The following is a 19401-nucleotide window of genomic DNA, read 5'->3' on the forward strand; positions in this document are numbered from 1 at the left end:
CAAGCAGGCAAATCGACGATTTTACGCCTAAGTCTCTGAAAGTACCCCATGTCACCCCCGGACAGCCCTCACGAAAATTCCAATCCCGGTGCGTCGCTCCTCTTTGCCGAAGGCGCACGACCAACTGCTTGCGCTCTAGTATCCCTTTTTGATTCGCCGGCGATGCTGGGGATCGGCGCGGTTGTCGCCAATCGATCCCGTGTTCCCGGCAATGCGATAGAGGTGCTTTCCGGAGGGCTGGCATTCGATCTGCGCTTTGCAGAAGGTCAAGCGCTTCAGGACGGCGATGGCCGCCATTCGCCCAATGGGCAGGTCATTCGGATCGCGCCCGGCGAGCATGTTTCAGCGGGCGCGACCTTGCTCCCGGTCGTCAGGGCACTGGCGGGGCTCGTCGCCAATCTGGCGCTTCACTTGCCCGTTGCGGCGATCTCGTGGGATATGGCGGGCACCGTGGCGGAACCGCACGCGTTCTCGCGCTCGGCACTCAACTGGCTGGCCGGCGGGCCTTTTCCGGCGCAGTGTCTCACCTCGCTGTCGTTCAAATCGGACGGCAGCATCGTCAGCGAAGGGCTGATCCACTTTACCGGTCAGGAAATGCATCTCGTCGGCGCGGAAGGTGAAGACGAGGCAAGCACCATGCGCCTCGCTGTCGGCGTGGTCGATCAGCTGGTGCGACAGGGGCGGCTGCTGCTTCCCATGGAACTTACCGTTGCCGGTGCCGCACTGCTGGCCGAACCCTCGCAATTCGAGGATCGGGTCTGGGTCTGGCGCAAGCGCTAGGCGCGCGCGTCAGGTCTGCCCGGTGCGGGCCAGCAGATCGGCCTTTGCTGCCTCATACTCGGCGTGAAGCTTGGCGACACGGTCGGCAACCGGTTCGATTGCCTTGATCGCGCCGATGCCTTGCCCTGCGCCCCAGATGTCCTTCCAGGCCTTGGCTTCCATCTTTCCGCCCGATCCGAAATCCATCTGGCTCTTGTCGCCCTCGGGAAGATTGTCTGGATCCATGCCGGCGGCTTCGATCGAAGGGCGCAGGTAATTGCCGTGAACACCGGTGAAGAGGCTGGAATTGACGATGTCGGCGGCGTGACTGTCGACGATCGACTGTTTGTAGCCTGCGACCGCGTTGGCTTCCGGCGTCGCGATCCAAGGGCTGCCGATATAGGCGAAGTCGGCCCCCAGAGCTTGCGCGGCGAGGATCGAGCGACCGCATGCGATGGCACCCGAGAGCGCGAGCGGACCTTCGAACCACTCACGGATTTCCTGCATCAGCGCGAAAGGCGATTGCGCCCCGGCATGACCGCCGGCTCCGGCTGCGACCGCGATCAGGCCGTCGGCCCCCTTCTCGACTGCCTTGCGCGCGAAGCGGTTGTCTATGATGTCATGAAAGACGAGGCCACCCCAGTCGTGAACCGCGGCGTTGACGTCTTCGCGTGCGCCCAGCGAGGTGATGACAAGCGGGACCTTCCATTTCGCGCACATCGCGAGGTCCTCATCCAACCGGTTGTTGGAACGGTGGACGATGAGGTTGACGGCGAAGGGGACGCCGCAATCGGCGGTTTCCTCGCTGATCCGGTGCAGCCATTCGTCGAGCTGGCTGGCGGGACGCGCGTTGAGGGCCGGAAAGCTGCCGACAATGCCCGAGCGCACTTGCGCGATGACGAGGTCCGGATTGGAGACGATGAACATCGGCGAGCCGATGACGGGGAGGCGCAGATTCTCGAAGAGCGCGGGAAGGGCCATTTCAGTTCCGTTTAATCAATCGATTAAACGGCAGCACTAATGCCCTCGGGCAGCGCTGTCGAGAGGCTGCGTAAATCCGTTCTGGGGATGCTCCGAAACAAGGCGTAAAAGCGAAAGGGGCCTGCCATCCGGCAAGCCCCCACTCTGTTGTCGCCTGATCAGGCGCCGTTGCTGGCCGCGTTCGCCGCGCTGAGCATGGCCCGCACGCTGGCGGTTGCGACGTCCTCGTCGATGCCGACGCCCCAGATGGTGCGGCCGTCGCTCGTCATGCACTCGACGTAGGCGGCGGCGCGGGCATCCGAGCTTGAGCCCATCGAATGCTCGGCGTAGTCGCGCACTTCGAGGGTTACGCCAAAGCTCTCGGCCAGAGTCGCCGTGACCGAGGAGATCAGGCCATTGCCGCGGCCCGAGACGGTCTGTTCCTTGCCGTCTACACCGATCTTGCCGGCGAAGACGCGGGTGCCGTCCGAGGCGCGCTTTTCGTCCCAGTCGATCAACTGGAAGTGCTGCGGCTCATCGATGCGATAGACCTTGCGGAAGACTTCCCAGATATCGCCGGCCTGCAGTTCGCGGCCCAGCTCGTCGGCCAGGTCCTGCACATGGCCGGAGAAATGCGCCTGCATGCGCTTGGGCAGCTTGAGGCCCTGGTCCTGCTCGATCACCCAGGCAAAGCCGCCCTTGCCCGACTGCGAGTTGACGCGGATGACCGCCTCGTAGTTGCGACCCAGGTCCGCCGGGTCGATCGGCAGGTAGGGCACCGCCCAGGTCTCGTCATTGCGCTTCTCGCGCGCGGCGAAGCCTTTCTTGATCGCGTCCTGGTGCGAGCCGGAGAAAGCGGTGAAGACCAATTCCCCGCCATAGGGATGGCGCTCGGGCACCTTGAGCTGGTTGCAGTACTCGACGGTCTGGATGACTTCGTCGATGTCCGAGAAATCCAGCCCGGGATCAACGCCTTGCGTATACATGTTGAGAGCGACTGTCACCAGGCAGCAGTTGCCGGTGCGCTCACCGTTGCCGAACAGGCAACCCTCTACACGGTCGGCGCCGGCCATCAGTCCCAGCTCCGCTGCAGCCACGCCTGTGCCCCGGTCGTTGTGGGTATGCAGGCTGATCACCGCGCTTTCGCGGTTGGGCAGGTTGCGGCAGAAGTACTCGATCTGGTCGGCGTAGATGTTCGGCGTCGCTGCCTCGACCGTCGCCGGCAGGTTGAGGATGATCGGATGTTCCGGCGTGGGCTGGAGCACTTCCATCACCGCTTCGCAGCACTCGATCGAGAAATCGAGCTCGGCGGTTGAGAACGTCTCGGGCGAGTACTCGAAGTGCCACCTGGTCTGCGGGTACTTTGCGGCCTGATCGCGCATGACCTTCGCGCCGTTAACTGCAATCTGGCGGACTTCGGACTGGTCCATGCCGAAGACGACCTGACGCCACAGCGGCGAGACGGCGTTGTAGAGGTGGACGATGGCGGCATGAACGCCGGCCAGGCTTTCGAACGACTTTTCGATCAGGTCCTGCCGCGATTGGGTCAGCACCTGCACCAGTACGTCCTCGGGGATACGTCCGGTGTCGACCAGACCACGGATGAAGTCATAGTCGGTCGCGCCCGAGCTGGGGAAGCCGACTTCAATCTCTTTCAGGCCAACCTTGATGAGCAGGTCGAAGAAGCGGGTCTTCTTTTCCGAGCTCATCGGATCGATCAGCGCCTGGTTGCCGTCACGCAGGTCGGTGGAGAGCCAGCGCGGCGCCTTCGTGATGACCTGCGAGGGCCACCGGCGCTCCTGCAGCTGGATCTGCGGGAAAGGGCGATATTTGACCGAAGGGTCTTTCAACATAGTCATGGGTAATGTCTCGCTCGGGAAAGTCTGCGCTTTGCGTGTCGTCTTATCAGGTCCCTTGAGCGCCGAGCGCGCCGACCGGACGACGCGTCACCTCACGCCCAAGGGCGGGTAAGTCGCAGAAGAAGGCCAAGCCGGAGAGTCATGACTGTGCCTATGGGGACAGCCGGAGGAGATGTAAAGGGGGTAAACGCGGCCGATCCCGTGCGCTGCCGATCGCTGCGCAGCGGGATGGCCGCGGCGGTGAGGGCCTGTTGTCAGCGCGTCAATTGCACTCGAATTTCTCGATCACGCCTTTGGTGTCGAGGAACACGTTGAGTCGGTTCGGACGATAATCCATCGTCATGGCCGAACCGGGCTTGAGCACGCGGATTGGATTGTCGCCGCGCCATTGCCGGATGAGGCCGAGCACTTCGTCGCTCGCAGGCTGACCGACATAGGAACCGAGCTGCTCGGCTCCGCAGCTCTGGGCGACAGGCGCGGGCGGCGCGGTCTCCGGCGCGGCCTGATCGGCGGTGCATGCGCTCAATGCGAGGAGGCTGCCGGCCAGGGCGGCGGCGAGCATCATCGGGCGGTGTGCAGTCATCTTTTCGTACTCCATTTCAGGAAGTTACCCTTAATGACTTGGGGCGCTGCAGCAAGGCACATGTACCGCCGGTGACCCGGCGAATCAGGTCATGTTCAGGGCGCGGCCTTGGCTGCGTCCTTCATGAAAGCGGCAGCGATCTTGAGTTCGACCTGATCGGATACCATCGGAATTCCGAAATCGAGCCCGAAGTCGCTGCGCTTGAGCGTACCCGTCGCATCGAATCCAAGTCCTTCGCCGCCGCCCATCTGCGGCGGCACCGTCCCGGCGCCGTGGAAGAGAACCTGCAGGGTGACCGGCTTGGTGATGCCGTTGAGCGTGAGATTGCCGGTCATCTCCGCCTGCTGGTCGCCGGTGATCCTGACCAAGGTGGAGACGAAACGCGCGTCTTCCGGCTTGGGGCCGAAGAAGTCGGGCTTCCCGCCTTCGCTGGCGGGGGCCTTGAGCAGGTGGCTCTTCAATCCGGCGCTGGCGACGGTGACGCTTGCCACGGGAATGCTCATGGCAACGCGCGCCTGTTCGGGGCGTTTGGGATCGATGTCCAGCGTTCCGGTGGCGTCGCCGAAAATCCCGAAATAGGGCGTGAAGCCGAGGTGATCGACGCTCCATTCGACGAGCGTGTGGTGCGGATCGGCCACGTAATGCCCACCGCTGACCAATGATGGATCGGGTTTGCCGAAAGCAGAGGGTGGTGCAGCAGGTGCGGGGTCGGCTTCCGCTTCCTGCGCAGGAAGCGGCGTGGAAAGCGCGAAAGCAGCTGCAAAGGCAATTGCGGGCGGCAGGGCGCAGGCAGCGCCGAGCAGTCGGTTCATCAGGAAGTCCTCCCGGTCGTTACGTTCTGTTGCGAACGGCCCGGCCGGGAGTTTGTTCCGAAAAGACGAACGACGCAAGCCGTTCGTCTTTTCCGTCTGTTTTGAATTAGTTCTTGGTCTTGTCGACCAGTGCGTTGGCACCGATCCAGGGCATCATCGCGCGCAGCTTGGCGCCGGTTTCCTCGATCGGGTGACGCAGGGCAGCCTTGCGCGAAGCCTTCAGCTCGGGCTGGCCGGCGCGGTTGTCCATCACGAAGTCCTTGACGAAACGGCCCGACTGGATGTCTTCCAGTACGCGCTTCATTTCCTTCTTGGTCTCATCGGTGATGATGCGCGGACCCGTCTTGATGTCGCCGTATTCGGCGGTGTTCGAGATCGAGTAGCGCATGTTGGCGATGCCGCCTTCATACATCAGGTCGACGATCAGCTTCAGCTCGTGAAGGCACTCGAAGTAGGCCATCTCGGGCGCATAACCGGCTTCGACGAGGGTTTCGAAACCAGCCTGGACAAGGGCGGTCGCGCCGCCGCACAGAACGGCCTGCTCACCGAACAGGTCGGTTTCGCACTCTTCGCGGAAGTTGGTCTCGATGATGCCCGAGCGGCCGCCACCGACGCCCGAAGCATAGGCGAGGGCGATATCCTGCGCATTGCCGGTCACGTCCTGATGGATCGCGATGAGGCAGGGCACGCCGCCGCCGCGCTGGTATTCCGAACGCACGGTGTGGCCCGGGCCCTTCGGCGCGATCAGGAAGACATCGATGTCGGCGCGGGGTTCGATCAGGCCGAAGTGGACGTTGAGGCCGTGGGCGAAGGCGAGCGCCGCGCCCGGCTTCAGGTTCTCATGAATGTCGGCGGCGTAGATTGCGGCCTGGTGCTCGTCGGGCGCCAGGATCATGAGCACATCGGCCCATGCGGCTGCTTCCTTGTTCGTCAGGACCTTGAAGCCGGCAGCTTCGGCCTTCTTGGCAGTTGCCGAACCTTCGCGCAGCGCGATGGCCACTTCCTTCACGCCGCTGTCGCGCAGGTTCTGCGCGTGGGCATGGCCCTGGCTGCCGTAGCCGAGAATGGCGATCTTCTTGCCGGTGATCAGGTTGATGTCGCAATCGGCGTCGTAATAGACTTTCATTGGTCTTTCCTTCCGTCATCCCGGCATGTGCCGGGATCGCTGTCGATCATGCGCCGCCGCAGGGGCCGAAGGTCCCGAAATTCGGTCCGGGACGACGCAAACTCAAAAAATCAGGCTTCTTCCGCCCCTCGGATCATCGCCACGATGCCGGTGCGTCCGACCTCGACGAGGCCGAGTTCGCGCATCAATGTGACGAAAGTGTCGATCTTGTCCGGCGCACCGGTCAGTTCGAAGATGAAGCTGCCGGTGGTCGTGTCGACCGGCTTGGCCCGGAACACATCCGCGATGCGCAGCGCCTCGACGCGCTTCTCGCCGACGCCGGCCACCTTCACCAGCGCCAGTTCGCGCTGCACGTAAGGGCCGACTTCGGTCAGGTCGACGACCTTGTGGACCGGTACGAGGCGCTCCAGCTGAGCGTGGATCTGGTCGATCTGGCTCGGCGGGCCGTGGGTAACGATCGTGATCCGGCTTACCGAGTGGTTCTCGGTGATGTCGGCCACGGTCAGGCTGTCGATGTTGTAGCCGCGCGCGGTGAACAGACCGGCGATCTTGGCGAGGATACCGGCCTCGTTGTCGACCGTGACGGTCAGGACGTGCCGTTCTTCGGCCTCGTGCTTGATATGCATCATCATGTTTTCCTTCGGGGCCGGCTCAGACGAGCGCCTTGGCTTCGTCGTCCATGGTGCCGGCCACGGTGTCTCCGTAGAGGATCATCTCGGTGTGCGAGGCGCCCGAGGGGATCATCGGGAAGCAGTTCGATTCCTTGGCGACCAGGCAATCGACGATGACCGGGCCATCATGCTCGATCATGGCTTTGATGCCCGCGTCGAGCTGGCTTTCGTTCTCGATGCGAATGCCCTTCCAGCCATAGGCCTCTGCCAGCTTCACGAAGTCTGGCAGGCTGTCCGAATAGGAGTTCGAATAGCGGCTCTCATACGTGAGCTCCTGCCACTGGCGGACCATGCCCATCCACTCGTTGTTGAGGATGAACACCTTGACCGGCAGGCGATACTGCGTGGCGGTGCCCATCTCCTGGATGTTCATCTGGATCGAGGCGTCGCCAGCGATGTCGATGACGAGGCTGTCCGGATTTCCGCACTGGGCGCCGATCGCGGCGGGCAGACCGTAGCCCATGGTGCCGAGGCCACCCGAGGTCAGCCACTTGTTCGGACCGAAGAAGTGGAAGTGCTGCGCCGCCCACATCTGGTGCTGGCCGACTTCGGTGGAAATCACCGGGTCCTTGTCCTTGGTCAGCTCGAACAGCCGCTGGATCGCCAGCTGGGGCATGATTGCCTCCTTGCTGAGCGGGAACGACAGGCTCTTCCTTTCGCGCCAGCCTTCGATGCGGCCCTTCCACGCGGTCAGGTCCTGCGGCTTGCGGCTGCCCCAGCCTTCGAGGATCTGCTCGATCACCGAAGCGCAGTCGCCGACGATGGGCAGGTCCACCTGGACCGTCTTGTTGATCGACGAACGGTCGATGTCGACGTGGATCTTCTTCGAGTTCGGCGCAAAGGCGTCGAGGCGGCCGGTCACGCGGTCGTCGAAGCGGGCGCCGAGGCAGACGATCAGGTCCGATTGGTTCATCGCCATGTTGGCTTCGTAGGTGCCGTGCATGCCCAGCATGCCCAGCCAGTCCGCGTGGTCGGCCGGGAAGGCGCCCAGGCCCATCAGCGTCGAGGTGACGGGAGCGCCGGTCTTCGCCTGCAGTTTGCGCAGGAGCTGCGTCGCGCGCGGACCCGAGTTGATGATGCCGCCGCCGGTGTAGAGGACAGGAGCCTTGGCCGCGGCAATCATGTCGATGGCCTGCGCGATCTCGTCAGCGCCGCCCTGCGTGGGGGGCGAGTAGCGGTTGCGGCGCTGCGCGGGGGCGTCGGTCCAGGGCGCGGTGGCGATCTGGACGTCCTTGGGAATGTCGATCAGGACGGGGCCGGGACGGCCGGTCGTAGCGATCTGAAATGCCTCGTCGATGGTCGCGGCCAGATCGGCCGGATCCTTCACCAGGTAGTTGTGCTTGGTGCAGTGCCGCGAGATTCCGACGGTATCGGCTTCCTGGAATGCATCCGAGCCGATCAGCGCGGTCGGAACCTGGCCGGTGATGACGACGAGCGGAATCGAATCGAGGAAGGCATCGGCAATGCCGGTGACGGCATTGGTCGCGCCCGGGCCGGAGGTGACCAGCACGACGCCGGGCTTGCCGGTCGAACGGGCATAGCCTTCGGCGGCATGGGCCGCGCCTGCTTCGTGACGCACGAGGATGTGCCGAAGCCGTTCGTCACCGAAGAGAGCATCGTAGATCGGAAGCACGGCGCCACCGGGATAGCCGAATACGAATTCGACACCCTGGCGGACCAGGCTTTCGACCAAGATGTTCGCGCCGCTGCGCTCTTCACTCACAACACATTCCTCTTCGTATTCTGGTGTGCGACCCGCAAGAGACCGCTTCAGAAAGCTCGCCTCCATAAGGGGATCAGCCCCGGAAACAAGCATTTCCACAGGCTACGCGCTCTCTAATGAAACCGACCCGACACGACAATCGTCGCGCCGGGTCATCCTCTCCTCCCTGCATAACTTCCATCAGCAGGTGTTGGTGGCCTGTACGGGACCGTAAATGTTACGTCAAATGAAAAATTCGAAATAAAATTTCGTGTATTGCATTAGAATCAAAATTTTCAAACGACAGCCTTGGCCAATCTTCCGGGGGCTGGTGCCGCAGCCAGGTGAATTGTCGCTTGGCGTAGTTGCGGGTTGCCTGACTGCCGCGCGCGATGGCGTCCACGAGGGGCCAGTCTCCGCGCACGACTCCGGCAAGCTCTGGTACGCCGATTGCACGCATCACCGGCAGGGCGGGGTCGAGATCGCGGGTAAGGAGCGTCTCGACTTCGGCAAGCGCGCCGCGCTCGATCATCCGCTCGAAGCGCAGGTCGCAGCGGCGGTAGAGCGCCTGCCGTTCGGGCAGGAGGATCGCGGGAAACACGGTGACGGCATTGGCGATGCCGCCTGAAGTCTCGGCATGCCATTGCGCCAGCGTCTTCCCGCTCGACCGGACGACTTCCAGTGCGCGAGCGATGCGGGCGGTGTCCGCTGGGGCGAGGCGACTGGCACGCTCCGGGTCTTCCTGCCGGAGCGCGGCAAAGGCCTCATCGACGGGCAGCGCGCGAACGGAATCGCGGATGGCAGGATCTATCGCCGGGACCGGAGCGATGCCTTCCAGCAGGGTCTTTATATAAAGGCCGGTACCGCCGACGAGGATGGGCAGGGCGCCTTCAGCGTGGATCGCCGAGATCGTCTGCCGTGCAGCTTGCGCCCAGTCGGCGGCGGAGCAGCTTCGCGACCCGTCCCAGTCTCCGAACAGGCGGTGCTCGATCCCGCCCATTTCCTCGAACGTCGGCCGCGCGCTCAGGACCTGCAGGTCGGCATAGACCTGCGAGCTGTCGGCATTGACGACGACGCAGCGGCGGCCGAGTCTTTCGAGTTCCCGTGCCAGCATGACCGCACAATCGCTCTTGCCGCTGGCGGTCGGCCCTGCGATGAGCGCCAGCGGTGGCCGGTCTGCGGCCGCGATATTCAACGATGCATCAAGGATATTTGCAGTGCTCATTGCCCGGCTGATAGCAGAACCGGATCATCTCTCCGCAAGAATCGACGCGGCCCGTGCCGACATGGAGCAACGGGGCGTGCGCCTGGCCGAGGCATCGATGCTCGATTTCTGCGGACAGACGATGCAGATCGAGTCGCCCGACAGCGATGCGCTGGCCATGCGCGCATCGCTCGATGCGCATTTCGAGGTGACCGACGGCCTCGTCTGCGAAAGCGAGCCGCAAGTGCCCGCGCTGTTCATTTCCGACATGGATTCGACCATGATCGGGCAGGAATGCATCGATGAACTGGCGGACTTCGCTGGCCTGAAGGATCGCATCGCCGACATTACCGAACGAGCCATGCAGGGTGAGCTGGACTTCGAGCAGGCCCTTCGCGAACGCGTCGGATTGCTTGAGGGCCTGTCGGTCGAAGCGATCGACCAGTGCCTTGCCGGTCGTATCCAGCCCATGCCCGGATCGAAGGTTCTGGTGCAGACGCTCAAGAAGCTGGGTTGCCGTACCGTGCTGGTAACGGGCGGCTTCCACCACTTCGCCGATCCGGTCGCCGAATGGCTGGGCTTCGAAGAGGTCGTCGGCAATCGCCTTGAAGTTGCGGATCGCAAGCTGACCGGCGGCCTTGTCGGCGGCATCGTCGACAGTTCGGTGAAGAAGGGCACGCTGCTTTCGATCATGGCCGAGCTGGCCGAAGGTGCGACGAGCCTTGCCACAGGCGATGGCGCCAATGACATCCCGATGCTTGAAGCGGCCACTTACGGCATTGCCTACCACGCCAAGCCCAAGGCGCGCGCTGCCGCAAATGGCTGGATCAACCGCGGAGACCTCACCTCGGTCCTGCGCCTGCTGGGCATTCCCGAGAAGGACTGGGTCCGCGATTGATGGCGGGGTTGTACCTTCGCTGAGTTCCTCCCCGTTGCGAAGCAATGGGGAGGGAGATCAGCCGCCGGACTGGCGGAAGGGTGTTACGCCTCCATCCAGTCCCGGAAGAACGCCTCGTTGGCCTCGCGAAGATCCGCGATTTCGACGCCGGCGACCTTGCTTCCGCCGACGCTGCCGATTCTGACCGCACCGGGCAGTTCGGTTCCGGCCGGGGCCGTCACGACGTAGCGGCCCTGATCTTCACCGAAAGCTTCGGCAGTCGAAAGAGCGCTGCCGAGGGTGCAGCCCTTGCCGCTGGCGAGGGCCATTTCGGCAAGCGCGACCAGCAGGCCGCCGTCGCTGATGTCATGGACGGCGGTGACCTTGGCCTGGCCGATCCATTCACGCACGGTTGCGCCGTTGGCACGTTCGGCATCGAGATCGACCTTCGGCGCTTCGCCCGCTTCCTGGCCGGCAATCTCGCGCAGCCACAGCGACTGGCCGAGGTGCGTGCCCGAACCGCCCAGCACAAAGATGTCGTCGCCTTCGTTCTTGAAGGCGATGGTAGCCATCTTGTCGTGGTCGACGAGCAGGCCGACGCCGCCGATTGCCGGTGTCGGCAGGATCGCCGAGCCGCCGCCGGTGGCTTTCGATTCGTTGTAGAGCGAGACGTTGCCGGACACGATCGGATAGTCGAGCGCGCGGCAGGCATCGCCCATGCCGTTGAGGCAGCCGACGATCTGCGCCATGATCTGCGGGCGCTGCGGGTTCGCGAAGTTGAGGCAATTGGTGATTGCCAGCGGCAGGCCGCCGACCGCGCAGATGTTGCGGTAGGTCTCTGCGACCGCCTGCTTGCCGCCCTCGTAAGGGTCGGCATAGCAGTAGCGCGGGCTGCAGTCGGTGCTGATCGCCAGCGCCTTCTGCGTACCGTGGACACGCACGACCGCGGCATCGCCGCCCGACTTTTGCATGGTATCCGCGCCGACCTGGCTGTCGTATTGTTCCCAGATCCACTTGCGCGAAGCGAGGTCCGCCCCGCCCATCAGCTTGAGCAGATCCGCGCCCAGGTCTGTGCTTTCGGGCACGTCGCCCAGCGCGGGCACCTTGGCCCATGCCTTGTACTCTTCGGGGCTGACGTAGGGGCGCTCGTATTCCGGCGCATCGTCGGCGAGCGGGCCGAGCGGAATGTCGCAGACCACTTCGCCGTCGAACTCGAGGACCATGTGGCCGGTATCGGTGACTTCACCGATCACCGCGAAGTCGAGTTCCCACTTCCTGAAGATCGCTTCGGCCATGGCTTCCTTGCCCGGCTTGAGGACCATGAGCATGCGCTCCTGGCTCTCCGAAAGCATCATCTCGTAAGGCGTCATCGCCTCTTCACGGCAGGGCACCTTATTCATGTTGAGCCGGATGCCCGCGCCGCCCTTGCTGGCCATTTCGACCGAGGAAGAGGTGAGGCCCGCCGCGCCCATGTCCTGGATCGCGACGATAGCATCGGTCGCCATCAGCTCGAGGCAGGCCTCGATCAGCAGCTTCTCGGTGAAGGGATCGCCGACCTGCACGGTCGGGCGCTTCTCGTCCGAGTTCTCGTCGAAGTCGGCAGAGGCCATGGTGGCGCCGTGAATGCCGTCGCGGCCGGTCTTCGAGCCGACGTAGACGATGGGGTTACCCAGGCCGGTGGCGGCGCAGTAGAAGATCTTGTCGGTTTCGGCCACGCCCACGGTCATCGCGTTGACGAGGATGTTGCCGTCGTAGGCCTTGTGGAAATTCGTCTCACCGCCGACGGTGGGCACGCCCACGCAGTTGCCGTAGCCGCCGATTCCCGCGACCACGCCCTGCACGAGGTGCTTCATCTTCGGGTGCTCCGGGCTACCGAAGCGCAGCGCGTTCATGTTCGCGACCGGGCGCGCGCCCATCGTGAAGACGTCGCGCAGGATGCCGCCGACGCCCGTCGCCGCGCCCTGGTAGGGCTCGATGTAGCTGGGGTGGTTGTGGCTCTCCATCTTGAAGATGGCCGCCTGGCCGTCGCCGATGTCGATGACGCCGGCGTTCTCGCCGGGGCCCTGGATGACCCAGGGTGCCTCGGTCGGCAACTTCTTGAGGTGGAAGCGACTCGACTTGTACGAGCAATGCTCCGACCACATGACCGAAAAGATGCCGAGTTCCACAAGGTTCGGCTCTCGGCCGAGCGCATGAAGGACGCGCTCGTATTCCTCGGGGCTGAGGCCGTGGGCCTCGACGACTTCAGGGGTGATTCCGCTCATGCGACGCGCCTTAGCCATGTCATCGCGCGCGCGCTAGTCCGCTTTCACGCCCTGATTCAGGGTTCCTGACGCCAAGGGCATGGCAAAACGCGATTCTCCGGTTCCCACCTTGACCGTGTGACACGAGACGGCCATTGCTGCGGCATGAACGGAGAGACCCCGAACATCGACGCCTTGAGCTTTGAGGATGCGCTGCGCGCGCTGGAAGACGTGGTGCGCAAGCTCGAAAGCGGCGATGTGCCGCTGGAAGATTCGATCACGCTCTACGAACGTGGTGAAGAGCTGCGCAAGCATTGCCAGAAGCGCCTCGATGCGGCCCAGGCACGGATCGAGAAGATCGTCGCCGGACCCGACGGGATGCCGTCCGGCACCCAGCCTTTCGATGCCGCGGATCGCTGAGTCGTGGCCCAGGGCGTAACCGACTCGCTGCTCGCAGAGGGTCTTGCGCGCATCGCTTCCGAGATCGACGGCGCTTTCGATGCACTGTTGCCGGTTCCGGAAGATGCGCGCACGCGCCTGATCGAAGCCATGCGCTATGCCGCGATCGGCGGCGGCAAGCGGCTGCGTCCGCTCCTGCTGACCTCGGTGGCCGAAATGTACGGCGTCGACCGCGGGGCCGCGGTGCGGGCGGCCGTCGCGATCGAGGCGATCCACGTCTATTCGCTGATCCACGACGACCTGCCGTGCATGGACGATGATGCACTGCGCCACGGCAAGCCGACCGTCCACATCGCTTTCGACGAGGCGACGGCGGTTCTGGCCGGGGATTCGCTGCACGTCTTCGCATTCGAGGTGCTGGCCGATCCGGCGACCTGCGCCGATCCCTTCACCCGCATCGAACTGGTCCAGGCGCTTGGCCATGCCAGCGGCGCGCACGGCATGGCGGGCGGCCAGATGATGGACCTCGTCGCCGAGACGAGCGAGTTCGACCTGCAGACCGTCACCCGCCTGCAACAGCTCAAGACAGGGGCCCTGCTGGGAGCAGCGGTCGAGATGGGCGCGATCCTGGGCCGGGTCTCGCCGGAAGGGCGCACGCACCTTCGCGGCTATGCGCGCGACATCGGGCTTGCCTTCCAGATCGCCGACGACCTGATCGATTATGAAGGCGATGCCGCCACCGCCGGCAAGGCGGTGGGCAAGGATGCCAGCGCCGGGAAGGAAACTTTCGTGTCGCTGCTCGGCCCCGAACGCGCGCGTGAACAGGCGAGGCTGCTGGTTGATCAGGCGATCGCGTACCTTGCGCACTACGGCAAGGAAGCAGACCTGCTGCGCGCCGTGGCGCGCTACATCATCGAGAGGGATCATTGATGACGGCCTTGAAGACCGCTGGCGAACGCGTCGGCGTTTATCCCGGCACTTTCGATCCGATCACGCGCGGTCATGCCGACATCATCCGGCGCGGTGCCAAGCTGGTCGATCGGCTGATCATCGGCGTCACAACCAACATGTCGAAGAACCCGCTGTTCACCCCCGACGAGCGCATCGCGATGGTGGAGCGCGAAGTGGAGAATCTGGGCATCGACAACGTCTCGGTGGTGGGCTTCAACGCACTGCTGATGAAGTTTGCCGAAAAGCAGGGAGCAACGGTGATCGTGCGCGGCCTGCGGGCCGTTGCCGACTTCGAGTACGAGTACCAGATGGCCGGCATGAACCAGCAGCTCAACGCGAACATCGAGACCGTCTTCCTCATGGCCGATGTCAGTCTCCAGCCGATCGCATCAAAGCTGGTGAAGGAGATCGCCATGTTCGGCGGCGATATCTCCAAGTTCGTCAGCCCTGCGGTTCGCGACGACGTGGTCGAACGCATCGCCGCGACCGGTCTCAAGGGCGACTACTGAACAGATCAGTCCGTTTCGTTCATTGTCACGTCATCGCCGGCGCTCTATCGCCCCCCACGATGACTGGCTCCAGCTTGTGAGTAATCGATGAAATTTCGCCTTCCTCTCACCGCGACGATGATCGGGCTTGCGCTGGTGGCTGCACCGGCCCTGGCGAAGAAAAAGGAAGCACCCGCACCGGCCGCACCGGCGCTCTCCCCGGTAGTCGATACCGACATGTCGCACGATCCGCAGAACATCCTGGTGCTGGATCTTTCGGACGGCGGCCGCGTGGCGATCCGCCTGATGCCGGAATGGGCGCCCCACCATGTCGAGCGGATCAAGACGCTGGCCGAGCAGGGCTTCTACAACGGGGTGATCTTCCACCGCGTGATCGACGGCTTCATGGCGCAGACCGGCGACCCGACGGGAACCGGCCAGGGCGGTTCGCAGCTCCCCGACCTCGAGGCCGAATTCAATTCGCTGCCGCACCTGCGCGGCACCGTATCGATGGCGCGCACGAACGATCCGAACAGCGCGAACAGCCAGTTCTTCATCGTTTTCTATCCGCGCTTCTCGCTCGATCACAAGTACACGGTGTTCGGCCGCGTGATCTCGGGCATGCAATACGTCGATGCGATTCATCGCGGCGAGCCGCCGCAGAACCCGACGCGCATCGTCCAGGCCTCGCTCGCCTCGGACCACAAGGCACCGCCTGCACCGGGCACTGTCGCGGCGTCGGCGACGGCGGCCCCGATCACCGCGGACCAGCTCAGCAATTCCAGTTCCGACTGAGCGCGGCGCAAGGCGGCGCTCAGTCGCGCGCAATCGCAACGCACGATCTTGTCGAAATCCGCGCGCTGCTCTAGCGCGCGGCCATGCGCGTTGACCTCTTCGATTTCGACCTTCCCACTGAACGCATAGCCCTTCGTCCGGCCAGGCCGCGCGATGCCGCGCGGATGCTGGTGGTCGATGGCGATGCGCCGTTCTCGGACCGCCATGTCCGCGACCTGCCACAGATGCTGCGCAAGGGGGACGTGCTGGTCTTCAACGACACCCGCGTCATTCCCGCCCAGCTCGAAGGCCGCCGGGGCGAAGCGCGGATCGGCGCGACCCTGCACAAGCGCATCGACCTGCGCCGCTGGCAGGCCTTCGTGCGCAATGCCAAGCGCCTCAGGCCCGGCGACCGGGTCGAGTTTCCGGCCGAAGTTACCGCGATTGCGGAAGCGCGGCACGAAGACGGCAGCTGGACGCTCGCCTTCGAGGGCGACGAACCGGTTGAAGTGCTGCTCGAGCGGGCAGGGCGCATGCCGCTGCCGCCCTACATCGCCGGCAAGCGCGATACCGATGAGGCCGACCGCTCGGACTACCAGACGATGTTCGCGCGCGAGAAGGGCGCGGTTGCCGCCCCGACTGCGGCGCTGCACTTCACCCCTGAACTCGTCGAGCGGCTCGATGAAGCCGGCATCGCCCGCGAGACGCTTACGCTCCATGTCGGGGCGGGTACCTTCCTGCCGGTGAAGGCCGACGATACCAGCGATCACAAGATGCATGCGGAATGGGGGCGGATCGACCAGGCCACGGCGGATCGACTCAATGCCGCGCGCGCCGCTGGCGGTCGCCTGATCGCCGTAGGCACGACAAGCCTGCGCCTGCTGGAAAGTGCCGCAGGCGAGGATGACGTGATCCGGCCCTTCGAAGGTGACACCTCGATCTTCATCACCCCGGGCTATCGCTTCAAGGCGATCGACGGATTGATGACGAACTTCCACCTGCCCAAGTCGACCCTGTTCATGCTGGTCAGCGCACTGATGGGTCTGGACAAGATGCAGGCGGTCTATGCCCACGCCATCGGCGCGCAATACCGCTTCTATTCCTACGGCGATTCCAGCCTGTTGCTCCCCTGACTGGATACAGGCGGTCCAACTTGTGGGAATTGCGTCGCAATCTCACGGTCCAGGTCTTGGAACTGCCATCGTCATGCCCCATCAAGGCATGATGGAATCCATTCTTGAAATTCGCGGTCTCACCAAGACTTACGCGGGCGGCTTTACCGCGCTTCACGGCGTCGACCTCGAAATCCGCAAGGGCGAGATCTTTGCCCTGCTGGGCCCGAACGGGGCAGGCAAGACGACCTTGATCGGAGCGGTGTGCGGACTGGTGCGGCCCAGTGCGGGCACGATCCGCGTTTTCGGCGAAGATCTGCGCTCGCACTGGCGCAGCTTGCGCGCCCGGATCGGACTGGTGCCGCAGGAACTGGCGACCGACATGTTCGAAACGGTCATGCACACGGTCAATTATTCGCGCGGGCTGTTCGGACTCGCGCCGGACGCGGACAAGATCGAGGAGATCCTCAAGGCGCTCAGCCTGTGGGACAAGCGCAATGAGCAGATCCGCGCCCTGTCCGGTGGCATGAAGCGCCGCGTGCTGATCGCCAAGGCGCTGGCACACGAACCGCAGCTGCTGTTTCTTGACGAGCCGACAGCGGGCGTCGACGTCGAACTGCGCCGCGACATGTGGCAGCAGATCGCCAAGCTGCGCGACCTGGGCACCACGATCATCCTGACGACGCACTACATCGAAGAGGCCGAGGAAATGGCCGACCGGGTCGGCATCATCCAGGCCGGACGGATCCGCATGGTCGAGCGGACGTCGGTCATGATGAAGCAGCTTGGCAGGACAGAAGCGCACATCGCGCTGGCCCAGCCGCTTTCGGACATTCCTGCGTCGCTGGAGCGCTTCGCGGTCACTCTTGGCGATGGCGGCACTGAACTGTGTTATCGCGGAGGCGACGGCGCGGGGGGCGGCAAGGCCGAAGTGGCCGAACTGACCAAGACGCTGGTCGCAGCCGGCATCGACTACACTTCCATCGATATTCGCGAATCGAGCCTCGAAGAGATCTTCGTCAATCTGCTTGAAGGAGAGGCGAAGTGATCGCATTCAACGCCCGCAGCGCCTGGACCATCTACAAGCGCGAAGTCGCTCGCGCCCTGCGTACCGCCATGCAATCCATCCTGGGCCCGGTGCTGACAACCGTGCTTTATTTCGTCGTCTTCGGCGCGGCCATCGGTGGCCGTATGCAGACGATGGACGGTGTCAGTTACGGGGCCTTCATCGTGCCCGGCCTGCTTTTGCTCACGCTGCTCAGCGAAAGTACGTCCAACGGCAGCTTCGGCATCTACATGCCGCGTTTCACCGGGGCGATCTACGAGTTGCTCTCCGCACCGGTAGGCACGGCCGAGACGCTGGTGGGCTTCGTTGGAGCGGCTGCGACCAAGTCGCTGATCCTCGCCGCGATCATCCTGGGGACGGCGACCTTCTTCGTCGACTACACGATCCTGCACCCGCTCTACACGCTGGGCTTCATCCTGCTGGTATCGGCCAGTTTCTCGCTATTCGGCTTCATCCTCGGGATCTGGGCCGACAGCTTCGAGAAACTCGGCATCGTGCCGGTCCTGTTCATCGTTCCGCTGACCTTCCTCGGCGGTACGTTCTATTCGATCGATGTCCTGCCCGAGCCCTGGCGCTCGGTGGCCATGGCCAACCCGGTCGTCTATCTCGTCAACGGTTTGCGCTGGTGCTTCTACGGTAGCTCGGACTTCTCGATTGCCACTTCGCTGGGGATGACTCTGGCGTTCCTCGCGATTTGCGTGGCCTTCATCGCATGGATCTTCAAGACGGGCTGGCGCCTGCGGTCCTGATTTCATAGATTCGATTCGGTCATGCCCTTGAAGACGTTCCTCCCGGTCGCCCTCCCGTCCCTGCTGCTTGCGGTCCCCGCTCAGGCCCAGCCTGTCGAAGAGGCGCGGCTTTCGGTCGATGAAGGCTTGGTGGATTTCGCGCCTGAACCGCTGCGCCTGGACCTGCCGGACTATCCCTGGCCGACGCCGTTCATCGAAGTTCCGCCTCCCAGCCTGCCCAAGAACGTCAAGGCGATGATCGAGGCGGCAGTGGCAACGGACGATTCCGCAACGGTGGCCGCTGTCGTGAAAATGGCGATCGAGACGCAGCCCTACGACAAGGACGAGATCAAGGCGATGCACCGCGCCTATCTCGACGACAAGGCCGCGCGCCTCGCGGCCAAGACCGAGGCCGAAACGCGCCGCATTCGCGAATCGGGCGTGCTGGAATTGTGGAAGGGACAGATCGAACTCGGCGCCTTCCACAGCACCGGCAACACCACGAACTTCGGTTTCACCGGCGCGCTCAAGCTCGATCGCAAGGGGATCGACTGGGAGCACCTGATCCTTGCGACAGCGGACTACCAGAAGGATTCGGGCACCGTCACGCGGGAGAAGTACGGGGCCAGCTACCAGCCACGCTATACCATCAATGACGGTGTCTTTACCTACGGCCGCCTGCAGTACGAGAAGGACGAGATCCAGGGCTATCGGGACCGCTTCTCGTTCTCGGGAGGTTTGGGTTACCGCCTCATCAAACGCCGCAACATGACGCTGTCGGTCGAGGCAGGTCCTGCGGTGCGCCGAACGAACTACATCGATGATCCCTCGGAGACCACCTGGTCGGCGCTGACTTCGCTCGATTTCGACTGGAAGCTCAACGGGACACTGGCGCTGAGCCAGGATGCTTCGAGCTATGTCGGATCCGACAACAGCACCTTCACTTCGCTCACCGGGATCGAGGCGGGGATGGCGAAGGGCCTCAAGGCCAAGCTGTCCTATTCCATAGAGCATGAAACCGCGCCGCCGGCCGGCTCGCTCAAGACCGATACGATTTCGCGGTTCTCACTGGTCTACGGCTTCTGAC

Annotated in this window: 19 protein-coding genes; 10 read left to right on the plus strand and 9 right to left on the minus strand. The window is 63.8% G+C overall.

Translation table 11 applies throughout. The annotated features are described in order from the left end of the window. Positions 1–162: 162 nt before the first annotated feature. Complete coding sequence (locus PP1Y_RS18205) at positions 163–780, plus strand: hypothetical protein (RefSeq protein WP_232512444.1); 618 nt, start codon at positions 163–165, stop codon at positions 778–780. Positions 781–789: 9 nt separating this feature from the next. On the opposite strand, the gene PP1Y_RS18210 is transcribed toward PP1Y_RS18205, so the two are convergent. The 8 genes from PP1Y_RS18210 to miaA form a co-directional block, all read right to left on the minus strand. After that, positions 790–1740, minus strand: coding sequence for a nitronate monooxygenase family protein (locus PP1Y_RS18210; RefSeq protein ID WP_013833539.1), 951 nt, complete (start codon positions 1738–1740; stop codon positions 790–792). A 158-nt stretch (positions 1741–1898) separates the two neighbouring features. Further along, positions 1899–3578, minus strand: coding sequence for a 2-isopropylmalate synthase (gene leuA, locus PP1Y_RS18215; protein WP_013833540.1), 1680 nt, complete (start codon positions 3576–3578; stop codon positions 1899–1901). 262 nt (positions 3579–3840) lie between these two features. Further along, on the minus strand, positions 3841–4161 hold the full coding sequence (locus PP1Y_RS18220) for an I78 family peptidase inhibitor (RefSeq protein ID WP_232512445.1): 321 nt from the start codon (positions 4159–4161) through the stop codon (positions 3841–3843). Positions 4162–4256: 95 nt separating this feature from the next. After that, on the minus strand, positions 4257–4973 hold the full coding sequence (locus PP1Y_RS18225; protein WP_013833542.1) for a YceI family protein: 717 nt from the start codon (positions 4971–4973) through the stop codon (positions 4257–4259). A gap of 106 nt (positions 4974–5079) precedes the next feature. Next, positions 5080–6099 carry a ketol-acid reductoisomerase gene (gene ilvC, locus PP1Y_RS18230; RefSeq protein WP_013833543.1) on the minus strand — a complete coding sequence of 340 codons (1020 nt, stop codon included), beginning with the start codon at positions 6097–6099 and terminating at the stop codon, positions 5080–5082. A gap of 110 nt (positions 6100–6209) precedes the next feature. Beyond that, on the minus strand, positions 6210–6728 hold the full coding sequence (gene ilvN / locus PP1Y_RS18235; RefSeq protein WP_038576682.1) for an acetolactate synthase small subunit: 519 nt from the start codon (positions 6726–6728) through the stop codon (positions 6210–6212). A gap of 22 nt (positions 6729–6750) precedes the next feature. Next, on the minus strand, positions 6751–8493 hold the full coding sequence (gene ilvB / locus PP1Y_RS18240) for a biosynthetic-type acetolactate synthase large subunit (RefSeq protein ID WP_041559429.1): 1743 nt from the start codon (positions 8491–8493) through the stop codon (positions 6751–6753). A 217-nt stretch (positions 8494–8710) separates the two neighbouring features. After that, a complete protein-coding gene (miaA, locus tag PP1Y_RS18245) occupies positions 8711–9697 on the minus strand; it encodes a tRNA (adenosine(37)-N6)-dimethylallyltransferase MiaA (RefSeq protein WP_013833546.1) in 987 nt (328 codons plus the stop codon). Between miaA and serB the strand changes: the two genes are divergently transcribed. Then, positions 9690–10574, plus strand: a complete 885-nt coding sequence (gene serB / locus PP1Y_RS18250) for a phosphoserine phosphatase SerB (RefSeq protein WP_041559430.1) — start codon at positions 9690–9692, stop codon at positions 10572–10574. The two genes, miaA and serB, sit on opposite strands and share 8 nt — an antisense overlap. An 83-nt stretch (positions 10575–10657) precedes the next feature. Here serB and purL read toward each other — a convergent pair whose 3' ends face one another. Continuing rightward, complete coding sequence (gene purL, locus PP1Y_RS18255) at positions 10658–12817, minus strand: phosphoribosylformylglycinamidine synthase subunit PurL (protein ID WP_013833548.1); 2160 nt, start codon at positions 12815–12817, stop codon at positions 10658–10660. 144 nt (positions 12818–12961) lie between these two features. On the opposite strand from purL, the gene PP1Y_RS18260 reads away from it, so the two are divergent. The 8 genes from PP1Y_RS18260 to PP1Y_RS18295 all read left to right on the plus strand — a co-directional run bounded on the left by PP1Y_RS18260 (position 12962) and on the right by PP1Y_RS18295 (position 19400). Beyond that, complete coding sequence (locus PP1Y_RS18260) at positions 12962–13216, plus strand: exodeoxyribonuclease VII small subunit (protein WP_013833549.1); 255 nt, start codon at positions 12962–12964, stop codon at positions 13214–13216. 3 nt (positions 13217–13219) lie between these two features. Then, on the plus strand, positions 13220–14125 hold the full coding sequence (locus PP1Y_RS18265) for a polyprenyl synthetase family protein (RefSeq protein ID WP_013833550.1): 906 nt from the start codon (positions 13220–13222) through the stop codon (positions 14123–14125). Further along, positions 14125–14655: a pantetheine-phosphate adenylyltransferase gene (gene coaD / locus PP1Y_RS18270; protein ID WP_013833551.1), complete on the plus strand. Its 531-nt coding sequence runs from the start codon at positions 14125–14127 to the stop codon at positions 14653–14655. Before PP1Y_RS18265 ends, coaD begins: the two co-directional genes overlap by 1 nt. A gap of 87 nt (positions 14656–14742) precedes the next feature. Continuing rightward, positions 14743–15429, plus strand: a complete 687-nt coding sequence (locus tag PP1Y_RS18275; RefSeq protein ID WP_041558987.1) for a peptidylprolyl isomerase — start codon at positions 14743–14745, stop codon at positions 15427–15429. An 83-nt stretch (positions 15430–15512) separates the two neighbouring features. Then, a complete protein-coding gene (gene queA, locus PP1Y_RS18280; protein ID WP_007010969.1) occupies positions 15513–16541 on the plus strand; it encodes a tRNA preQ1(34) S-adenosylmethionine ribosyltransferase-isomerase QueA in 1029 nt (342 codons plus the stop codon). A gap of 88 nt (positions 16542–16629) precedes the next feature. Then, positions 16630–17568 carry an ABC transporter ATP-binding protein gene (locus tag PP1Y_RS18285; protein WP_041559431.1) on the plus strand — a complete coding sequence of 313 codons (939 nt, stop codon included), beginning with the start codon at positions 16630–16632 and terminating at the stop codon, positions 17566–17568. Next, positions 17565–18335 (plus strand): ABC transporter permease, encoded by a 771-nt coding sequence (locus tag PP1Y_RS18290; RefSeq protein ID WP_013833554.1) that lies wholly within the window; start codon positions 17565–17567, stop codon positions 18333–18335. The genes PP1Y_RS18285 and PP1Y_RS18290 overlap by 4 nt, the downstream gene beginning before the upstream one ends. A gap of 21 nt (positions 18336–18356) precedes the next feature. Then, positions 18357–19400: a YdiY family protein gene (locus PP1Y_RS18295; protein ID WP_013833555.1), complete on the plus strand. Its 1044-nt coding sequence runs from the start codon at positions 18357–18359 to the stop codon at positions 19398–19400. Position 19401 lies beyond the last annotated feature (1 nt).

This window comes from Novosphingobium sp. PP1Y, from assembly GCF_000253255.1.
In the GTDB taxonomy this organism is placed as follows: domain Bacteria; phylum Pseudomonadota; class Alphaproteobacteria; order Sphingomonadales; family Sphingomonadaceae; genus Novosphingobium.